Annotated in this window: 6 protein-coding genes and 2 pseudogenes; 6 read left to right on the top strand and 2 right to left on the bottom strand. The window is 42.7% G+C overall.

Going from position 1 to position 9,120, the window contains the following annotated elements:
* From AC2VE5_RS22310 to AC2VE5_RS22285, 6 genes and pseudogenes are all read left to right on the top strand, one after another.
* Positions 1-118: pseudogene (locus AC2VE5_RS22310) on the top strand (IS1 family transposase); the annotation flags it as partial.
* 1,178 nt (positions 119-1,296) lie between these two features.
* Positions 1,297-1,977: a DVUA0089 family protein gene (locus tag AC2VE5_RS22305; RefSeq protein ID WP_486889872.1), complete on the top strand. Its 681-nt coding sequence runs from the start codon at positions 1,297-1,299 to the stop codon at positions 1,975-1,977.
* A 260-nt stretch (positions 1,978-2,237) separates the two neighbouring features.
* A pseudogene (locus AC2VE5_RS22300) lies at positions 2,238-3,491 on the top strand (DUF4331 domain-containing protein).
* Positions 3,492-3,565: 74 nt separating this feature from the next.
* Entirely contained in the window at positions 3,566-4,939 is a 1,374-nt protein-coding gene (locus AC2VE5_RS22295) for a tetratricopeptide repeat protein (protein ID WP_486889871.1), read from the top strand.
* Between the two features lie 27 nt (positions 4,940-4,966).
* Positions 4,967-6,277 (top strand): nickel/cobalt transporter, encoded by a 1,311-nt coding sequence (locus AC2VE5_RS22290; RefSeq protein WP_486889870.1) that lies wholly within the window; start codon positions 4,967-4,969, stop codon positions 6,275-6,277.
* Positions 6,278-6,316: 39 nt separating this feature from the next.
* Positions 6,317-6,667, top strand: a complete 351-nt coding sequence (locus tag AC2VE5_RS22285; protein WP_486889869.1) for a hypothetical protein — start codon at positions 6,317-6,319, stop codon at positions 6,665-6,667.
* 30 nt (positions 6,668-6,697) lie between these two features.
* Here the strand turns inward: AC2VE5_RS22285 and AC2VE5_RS22280 are convergent, their stop codons facing one another.
* Together AC2VE5_RS22280 and AC2VE5_RS22275 are read right to left on the bottom strand one after the other, a co-directional pair.
* A complete protein-coding gene (locus AC2VE5_RS22280; protein ID WP_486889868.1) occupies positions 6,698-8,782 on the bottom strand; it encodes an ATP-binding protein in 2,085 nt (694 codons plus the stop codon).
* Between the two features lie 218 nt (positions 8,783-9,000).
* Positions 9,001-9,120, bottom strand: a 120-nt coding sequence (locus AC2VE5_RS22275; protein ID WP_486889214.1) for an IS1 family transposase, incomplete at its 5' end; no start/stop codon positions are given.

The following is a 9,120-nucleotide window of genomic DNA, read 5'->3' as shown; positions in this document are numbered from 1 at the left end:
TTACTTCAATTGGATTTGGCAGCATAGTCGGTTCAAGTCCACTGCCGCACAACGAGCAGGATTAACCTCTCGACCATGGACTTGGAATGATATCGTGACCTATCCCACAATAATCTGACGCACTACCTAATTAAGCTATGCGTTTTCTGAGGGGTTGGGTGCGATTACGCTAGGGGTCTGCTGAGGCTTCAAACTACTATACCATCGAGGCGGAAATTTTTAATTTCCTGAAGTGAAGTGATTAACTTTATTCCCATCACATTTCTAAAACTTGTTTATTTTAATCATTTTAGTATTTCTTTAATAAACGAATTATCCCTGATTATCAGAGGCAAGCGCAATAGAATAGTCTTTCTCCGGGTCGCTGATTTGAGAAACCTTCAGCTAATAAATTCATTGTGTTAGGTGCATTTGTTCAAATGACTGAAATGACCGTAAGCTCTACCTTTTAGAATATCACCAGTTTAGTTTTTAACTTAGTGCCATTCGACTATAGTTTGTGACTGAATAATGCTGTAAAGCATCAACCCTTTTAGGAGCTTTTATTTTTGCACCCTATTTATAAAACGAGCAAAAAGTGAGCAACTTTTGGACTGGAAAGTGAGTAGCCGATTGATTTAGATTATGGATGCTAACAAGTGGAGTGCAAATTTACCTTAACCTGGTTTTGCGAAATTCCTCGTCCATGCTTTGATAGGCGGGGATGGATAGCGGGTAACGACTTATAAGGAGTTACAAATCTATATTGACTCTTGACAAAGAAGTACGATATTATACATATACTCTAAGCTTTAGTTGGGAGAGAGGATGTAGCCGCAGTAGGCGAACCGCTTGCAGAGCCGATAAAAAGGCTAAATACTGCACTGAACTTGAAAGGCGAATAACGTAACTTTTCATACAAAAGTTCTAAACAAAAAAAACAAAATATTTCCGGCGCGCGTTATGGGATGGCTGCCAGGTCAACTCAATGGTGGGTTGTAGCAGTAAGTGCGTGGCGTAAGTCATAGCAAAACCTGTGGAGGGTAAGTTAGCCCAAATCTAGACTTGTCTAGAAGCGGCGTTAGCCTGTGAAACTGGAAGCCTCGTTGATGCTTTTAGCATCGGCGGGGTACTTCACACTCACATTCCTAATGAGGATTCTCATGTTTTTCGAGCGCCGGAGGAACTGAAATCGACACTTTATTTAGCTGCTTTTGGCTCAGCTCATAAGAACCTTCATTTCTTGAAGACAGCATAACTCAAATTTTTAGGCTGCTCTAACTTGATACTTGCACTATGATTAAGGATTTACTATACATGAAACAATTTATATCAGCTATTTCGGTGCTGTTAGCAGTAGTTTATGCAGGGCAAGCACAAGCTGTAACTTTTGCTGAAATTAGTGATGCTGGTGACAACCTCAATACAGCCCAAGTTATCCCAACGGGGACATTTTCACTAGATTCAATCTCTGGAAATCTATTTGAGAAGGATGCTGATTTATTTCAAATCTTTTTGACAGGGGGTCAGACATTTTCGGCTACAACTAGAAATGCCCAAACAGATCAAATTCCAATTGACGATCTTTTAGGTATTCCAACAGAATTAGCCGCCGATCCGCAGTTGTTTTTATTTGACTCTGCTGGTAGGGGAGTGTATGCAAATGATGATAGTTTTGGCTCTTTACAACCTACTCTTTCATCAAGTGGGTTTTCTCCTACTGAAGCTGGCATTTATTATTTAGCAATTTCTAGTTCTGGCTACAATCCTGTAAGTAACGGAACAAGAATGTTTCCCGATGCACTTTCAGGAGAAGTTCTACCGATCAATAGTAGTTTTACTTTGACTGATTTTGTCGGTACAAGTACTACTAATGGACGCTACGATATCGCTTTAAGCGGTGCTAAACCTGTGCCTGAGCCGACATCGATATTAGGTATATTGTCTCTCAGTGCTTGGGGTGCAGTTAGGCGAATGAAAAAAAAAGTTAAGCAATAGTAAGTTCGTTGTTTGCCAAAAATTGTTTTATCTTTTGAATAGTGTGAGTCTCTTAAATCTGGCTTATTTTTAACTAAAAAGTAAGTAGGTAGTTGCAAGCTTTTTAATCACTATCTGTAAATTTTTAACTTTAAAAATTTATTGAATTGGCAATTTGCCCAATTTAAAGACAATTAATTTAAGCATCATACTTCTAAGTATTAAAACAAATTTTTGGTGTAGTAAAAGTTCAAAGTTAGTTAACTGGAGGAGAAATCAATATGGTAAGCCAAAAAAATACTGTTCTAAGGAATTTGCCAAAAGTCCTCGCCCTAGGAGGATTAGTATTAGGAATCGCTATAAGTGCAGTAATTCTGCCGCAATACGCCAAGACTTCCGATCATGATGATGGCGAGGTTGATACTAAAGGTCGCAACCTCAATTTGACAGATTTATATGTATTTCGGGAAAAAGACCAAAATCCTCAAGCCAGTGATGGAGATTTAGTCTTTATTATGAATACAAACCCGCGATCGCTACCTCGTCAACAGTATTACTTCAGCACCAGAGCGCGGTACGAATTTAATGTTACCCGCGTTACAAATAATGATGCTACTCCTACGGGTAAACCAGATGTAACTTTGCGATTTGAATTTAGTGAACCCAATGCCAATGCTCAACAGGAAGTTAAACTAACTGCCCTACGCGGTGGTAGTACAAGTAACGTGGCAATGACAACGACTACCCCAATAATTAGTAACGCATCAAACCCAGTAGTTAAGCAGGTTTCAGTAGGTGGTACTAATTTAAGCGTGTTTGCCGGGTTGCGAGAAGATCCGTTTTTCTTTGATGTACAACAATATTTTCGAGTCCGGGCTGGAGCGCTAGGAATTGGGCCGGCAGTAGGTGGTTTTCGCCCCCCTAGTGAGGCCATTGACTTTGCTAGAGATTATAACGTCAATGCGATCGCTGTGCGCGTACCAATTAAATTCCTCCAAGGCTCAACTACAGCAACAACTTTTGATGTTTGGCAAACAATTTCTGTGGCGGGGGCGGGCAACAAATTTAATAAATTTTAACGGTTAGCTAGACCCCTCATCAAAGAAGGCTTAATTGTTTCTAATTACTTTCTCAACGCCCTAAAAAAGGTTGGACCTGACTTTTAAGCTGCTGCTTTAGCTGGTCAACAACCCGCCGCTAACATTGCTGCACCAATTGTTGGTGAAGCCGCAAAAACTCTAAAAGCTATTGGCAATAGTGACGAACGTACTAATGCGCTATTAGGAGCATTTTTACCGGATGTAATGCGAATTGACACCACTAAACCCAGTGGGTATGGTAATGAGCTTAATGACAAAGGTAGCCCGATTCGCGGTCGCTTGCTCAAGGATGATGTAGTAGATATTACATTAGGCGTATTGACTAATGGAGCAATTACCAGCGATAACGTCTCCTACGAGGGTATTCCAGGTAACCCAGCACAAGGACACAGTCCGTTAGTGACTTCCTTTCCTTACTTAGCTCTACCCAATTAGATCCGCTTTAACTTTTGATGCACTGCTAAACGCGAAAAAGCGCTTAGTAGTGCGGACTTTTTTGTAGAGATGACATGAAAGCTATTAATTGTGAAAAAAGTAAAAATGCAGCTCCAGCAGCCAGAAATCGTCTATGGTTGTTGCTTTTAATTGTGTTACCAGTTGCCAGTATCGGGCTAGGATTAGGTTTTTTAGATCGGACTAGAAGCGATCGCCCTTACCAATATAATTTGGTTCGTTCTTCATCAGGCACTGTTACTCTGGAATTAGGCAAAGAAATTAGTTTTTACCAACAACGTATCCGCCAAAATCCCGATGGTGGCTTAGATAGAGCTTTACTCGCTACAGCCTACCTAAAAATGGCTCGTGCTTCAGGAGATGTTAGTTGGTATTTGTTAGCAGAGCAAGCGGCTCAAGAGTCGCTGGCTAAATTGCCTTTTAGTAATGAAGGGGCAATTTTAGCATTAGCGAAAGTTGCAGAAGCTAGACATGATTTTGCAAAAGCAATCGAATTAGCCCAAAAAGCGCCTAGTGATAATGCTTTAGGAATCTTGGTTACGGCAAACCTAGCAATGGGTAAAGTTGATAAAGCCAACCAAGCGGCGGAAACTTTAGTCAAGCGAGTGCCTACTCTTGGATCTTTGACACTACAAGCTTTAGTACAAGTATCCCAGGGTAGAGACAAAGAGGCAATACAAAGTTTGCAGCAAGCTATAGCGATAGAAGAACCAGGCGAGACGGGTAGCTCGGTTTGGGCGCGGAGTCTTCTTGGTCGTCTGTACTATAAGCAAGGGCAACTAGAACAATCCCGCACGCTCTACACAGAAGCATTGAGAATAACTCCCCAATATCCTCCAGCACTTTTAAATCAAGCCCAGTTAGAGATTCGACTTGGCAACTACAAAGCCGCCGAGAAACTTTATTCGCAATTTTTTCAGTTGGTTAATGAGTCTCCCACCGTGTACGATCATGTCGTGCTGCGGGGAATGGCTCGCGTTCAGGACTTGCAAGGCAACTTATCCATAGGAGAAAAGTGGCGAAGTCAAGCCGAAGCAAAGCTGCGGGAAGATTTGGTTGGTTTCGGACATCGAAAGGAATTGGCACAGTTGTTGCTAGAAGGCGATCGCCCTGAAAGTGTAGCTGAAGCTCTGAAATTGATGCAGGCAGAAGTGCGCGATGATCGCCATGATCCAGAAACTCTGGCTACCTTAGCTTTAGCTCTTGGTCGTTCTGGGCGCTGGAAGGAAGCTCAACAAGTCATGAACCAGGCGCGGCACTGGGGCATCCGCGATGCGGGCATATTTTATCAATCAGGCACAATTGAACAGGTATTAGGCAACTCGTCCCAGGCTAATAACTTCTTTCGACTTGCTCAGGAAATAGACCCCCAATTTAACGAACAGGCTCAAAAAGCCGTGGGGCTTGGAGTCGGACTGGGTGTGAACTAAAAAAACTTATATTTGTGGTGAACTGATATGCAGGGAAAATGGCGGCTAGTTGGCTTAAGTATTATCTCGCTCATCGCCTCGCTTTTACTATCATTTACTTTTGCGAGTTCTAGTTATGCTCATTGGGCAGACTTGTCGGTGGCTGAAGTTATCGTCGGAGAAACAAAAACTCAAATAACTCTGACTTTTCCTACAGGTTTGACGGCGTTTGCCGACGACAATAAAGACAATCAGCTTTCAATTGCAGAAGTCCGCAGCCATAAAGCCCAGTTGCAAAGCTTTTTTGGCGATCGCCTCCGCCTGACTGATGAAAAAGGCGATCGCGCTGCAATGACTTTCACCTTACAAGAAGCTACCCAGACCGCTTTACAGGCTACGGCTGGTACTCATAGCACCTTGTTACTAGCCTACACCTGGCTCCAGCCCGTTCAAGAACTAAAGCTTTACTACAATCTATTTTTGCCGGGAGTATCTACGGCTCGTTGTCTGGCAACCATAATTTACCCTGAGCAGGTGCAAAACTATATATTCGATCCCAATAATCGCGAACTTTCCTTAATTGAGGGTTCGATATGGCAGCAAACGGGAACTTTGCTAATTGCGATCGCTGGTTCTTTCCTGTGGGGGGGAATGCACGCTATGTCTCCAGGGCATGGAAAAACAATTGTTGGAGCCTACTTAGTGGGGTCGCGGGCTACTGCCCAACACGCCGTATTTTTAGGGCTAACGACGACTATTACCCACACTCTGGCAGTATTTGCTCTAGGATTGATAACGCTTTTTGCCTCTCGCTTCATTGTCCCAGAACACCTATACCCCTGGCTCAGTTGCTTATCGGGTTTAATGGTAGTGGCGATTGGCTTGAATTTGTTTATTAGTCGATTGCGAAATACTCAATTTCATGGCTCAACGCACCATCACGCCCATGACGGACACTCTCATCACCACAACCATCATCATACTCATGACGGTAGTAACCATTCTCATTTACCCCCAATGACTGACGAAGCGCCCCCTAGTTGGCGTAGCCTGTTGACTCTAGGAGTTTCTGGCGGTCTTGTTCCCTGCCCTTCTGCCTTAGTTGTACTACTGAGTGCTGTTGCTTTAGGTCGTGTTGGTTTTGGACTTGTAATGGTTTTGGCGTTCAGTTTAGGACTAGCAGGAGTGCTTACTGGTTTAGGATTGCTCCTTGTTCGTACTAAGCGGCTATTTGATCGTCTACCGTTGCAGATGCGCTTAGTACGAGTATTGCCTGCTGCCAGCGCTTTTTGCGTGGCATTGCTTGGTCTGGGCATTACAACCCAGGCATTAATGCAAATTGGGCTGGTGCGATTTTAACTAGACAATTGGTAATTTTTTTGTATTCAAGAGAACCTAATGCGATCACAATTATTTTGGTGTACTGTTACTCTTTCTGTTGCTTTCATTCCATTTGTAAGTAAGTCTACTTTTGCTCGTCCCTTATCTACAAATTATCAATATCCAGAAGTCCTAAATCCCCAAATTAATTCGTCAATTTGTTACCTAGAAACTACAGATGGCAAGACGTTGAATCTCAACGCTTTATGTGCAAAAAAGGTCGAAAATTTAGACACGAGGTTAGCTCCTATATTTAAGCCTACCAATTCGGCAACAGAGACGAGCAGTTTAAGGTCTAGCAATAATTCTATTTCTACTAAGTGCTACTTTGTAGACAATAATGGTCGCCCCTGTAATACCAGCAATTAAAGGCAATATTCCCAGTATCTGCCCGGTTACTTAATTAATTTCCCATTGCCATAAAATATCTACCACCCGTATTATTCCAGCTTTTAGATGGCGGCGATAGGTGCTAAAAGGCAAGTTTAGTAACTCCGCCGCTTTTTCTTGAGTTAATGCAGGCTGCAAATAAGTACGATGCAAGACTCGGTAGAGTTTTTCGTCTCGTGGTGAAGATAAGAGCGATTCAACAGCTTGCTGCACCCTGGCTTGCAGGGCTGCAATGCGTTCTACCATTCCTGGAGCGTTAACTTTTTTTACTACTAAACGCGATCGCAGTAGCGGGTTTTTGTGCAGCGCATCAGCACGAGAAAAATTGCGTAATGCTTCTTGGACGGCTGCGCCAAATTCCGGTTGACTAAGCACTAACAAGGGTTCCGTCGGCTCGGTGGACAAAGCCTTTGCTTGAGCAGAGGCGTTAATTTCCCTTTGTGCTAATAGTTCCTGCCATGCTGAGGCTGATAATACTCGCCAATCATGTCCGTAAATTCCATAACTTCTGTCTCCAACTTGAAAATCCGCCTCCGGTAAGCGGGTTAAGTCTGCATAAGCAAACATTTCTGCCCAAAAATCCGGTTTTGCACAACAAAAAAATGTAAAGGCAAGGTCTTTGGTCAATCTATGGTGTTGGACAAAGTTGATAAAAATTAGGCTTTGCGTGGCTGAAACCTCTTGATAAGTATCTCTTGCCATCCAAAATCGGAATAACGTTACACCCTCCCCTGGCTGTAATGGAAGGCAATGGAGGTGTAAATAATTCTGGCAAGCGATCGCTCCTGGATCGGCATCTAAGTCTTCTTGACTAGCCCCGTGTAAAGCTATCATAATTACAAAGCCCGCCAACTGCTGTTGTGCATCCCGAAAAACGATCGCACCTTGGGGTTGCCTTGTCAGCCAGTGCACGGCTATTTTCGCGGATGTTTCGCCTTCATGTTCTGCCACTATTTTTAGTAGTGCTGGCTTGTCTGTCTCTCTCAGCACATCCGTTAGCAAGCTACTGTTTTCTTGCCAAATAAACCGAGGACGCACCGCCGAATTATCGCGATGCAGGAAAATGTAATCGAATAATACCCGATGCTGCTTTTGACCTTGGGTTTGCTGTAAGCGCAGCGTGTAATAATTACGAGCGCGTTGATGCAACTCGGCGTACCAATCACTATTACGCCACCGCACGTCAGCAATTAATACTTCTCTAGCTAAATCATGGGGAAATAACCCAAGCTGTCCTGATTCAATAAACGATAATTCCCGCAACCACTCAAATAATCCATGAACATCTCCCTGATTTAGCATTTGTGCTAATACGGTTTCTGTAGTTATCCGTACTAAAGCACAGGCTTCTAAAGCCATACGGTGGGCGGGTGTTGGTACATCCTGGACAAATCTTCGCAGTAAAGTTTTAATCACATCTGGCATAGCTTCTGGTTGAAACGAGATTTGTCCATCTTGGGCAAGTACATCAGCAATTAGTGACAGAGCTAGAGGATAACCATGAGTGAAATCTACAACGGTTTGGTGGGCAGTTTCCGGGATATCTCGTTTAGTAAGGTAATTTTGGCTTTCATTAGGGCTGAGGTTGCGTAAGGGCAAAGTATGAATTAAGGCTTGCCAGCCATCATCGGTGCGCCAAGCTGGTGAAGGGGCTTGACGACTAGCTATAATTATTAGGGTGTTCTCTGATAATTGCGGTAGAAATACTTCCCGTATCCACTGGTCTAACGGTGTTAAAACTTCGTAAGTATCGAGGAAAATGACTTGTCGTTCGTTTTGACAAGCAAGTTTTTGTAAAGGAGACTGGGGGGTATCTAGACTTAGTACTACTTTTAAAGCATTAATAAAGGATTCTGGTGTCGGATCTATATTACGTGCATCTAAATAAATTGTTTGTACATAGCTACTACTTAGACGATTAAATTGTTTGAGTAAACTTGTTTTGCCGACACCACCAGGACCAAATATATAAAGTAGATAAAAAGGTAATTCCGAAGCAGCGATTGCTTGTGCAAACAATTCAAGTTCGCTCTGACGTCCTACAAATCGGTGATTTCGCTCTGCATCCAAACGTTCTGCTAGAGACGGTAACATTAGCCCTTCCTGTATCAACTATTAATTAATTATCTATGCTGGGGGTATAAAGGCGAATGTTCAATTCCAATTAATTTGGCTGTTGGATAGTGTCTGTTACTTTTTAGCTACTTATGTATTGTTGCATTTCCAAAGCTCTAGCGCGATTGATAGAGATCCTCCCTAGGGTGTATTTATATCGTAAAACCAAATGCTGTCCGTTTCCCCTAGGGGTAGTGCTAAACAAGTAATGATGTATTGTAATAATGAACAAAATACCAAATCGCACCAATGTGATTCTCTAATGATTTGGAGAAAGACAATGTTTTTCGTACCAAACGAGACACTCTTTGTCTGAG

This window comes from Aliterella sp. E5.1 (assembly GCF_057473825.1).
Note: the sequence above shows the minus strand (reverse complement) of the source record. Positions and strands in the feature narration are given on the sequence as shown.